Origin of the sequence: Pseudidiomarina aestuarii (genome assembly GCF_048263735.1) — a bacterium.
GTDB lineage: Bacteria > Pseudomonadota > Gammaproteobacteria > Enterobacterales > Alteromonadaceae > Pseudidiomarina > Pseudidiomarina aestuarii_B.
In genome coordinates, this window is record NZ_JBLXDX010000017.1 from 4,291 (window position 1) to 4,948 (window position 658).

1 protein-coding gene is annotated in these 658 nt (G+C 49.8%); it reads left to right on the plus strand.

The window, feature by feature from the left end:
• Positions 1–658: hypothetical protein (locus tag ACN0S4_RS13425; protein ID WP_417658133.1), on the plus strand; the 658-nt coding region annotated here is incomplete at both ends.

Below are 658 nucleotides of genomic sequence, written 5' to 3' on the forward strand. Positions count from 1 at the left end.
ACCCGAGAGGCAGTCAAGCTGTTGCGTCAGGCAAAGCAGCAAGGCATCCAGGTAAACGGCGCAGCTATCATTCAGCCATTTCACCTACGCAATGTCGATACTTCCGCTAAAGGTGAGGAATTCGCATTGGGTGTTTTTGAGACCAATGACGATACGGCTCGTCGTTTCGTTTGGCAGAAGTTCGGAAGCATGCGCTTAGTCGATACTGAACTAGAACTCGAGACTCATTCAAGAGCAATCACCCGCGACGGAATGTTGAGCCAGGGAGGTCTAACTAAATCCATCCGCATCGCACCGATAAGCGATCTTCGTATAGGCAGGGAAGTTCAAGATACATCGCAATTATCGCGACATGCAGCGGAACTCCAAGGAGAGCTGGAGCAGCTTGAGAAGCAAAGGAAACGCGTTGAAGAGCTAGAAAAAGCTCTAGCCACGAACGCCAACGATGACGATCAAGGCATCACTGAGAAGCTTGCAGAGGCCAATAAGGTGATCAACCAGGCATATCAGCAGCTCAAGGGCCTCGATGTCTCACACCTGGATGAGTTGCGATCTCTCCTTAGTGCTGCTGCCTTGCAATACTCAGAATACGACAATCAGTATACGGAGCATCATGGACTCGCGGCAGGGTTGAAAGAGAAAATAGATCAATATGGGA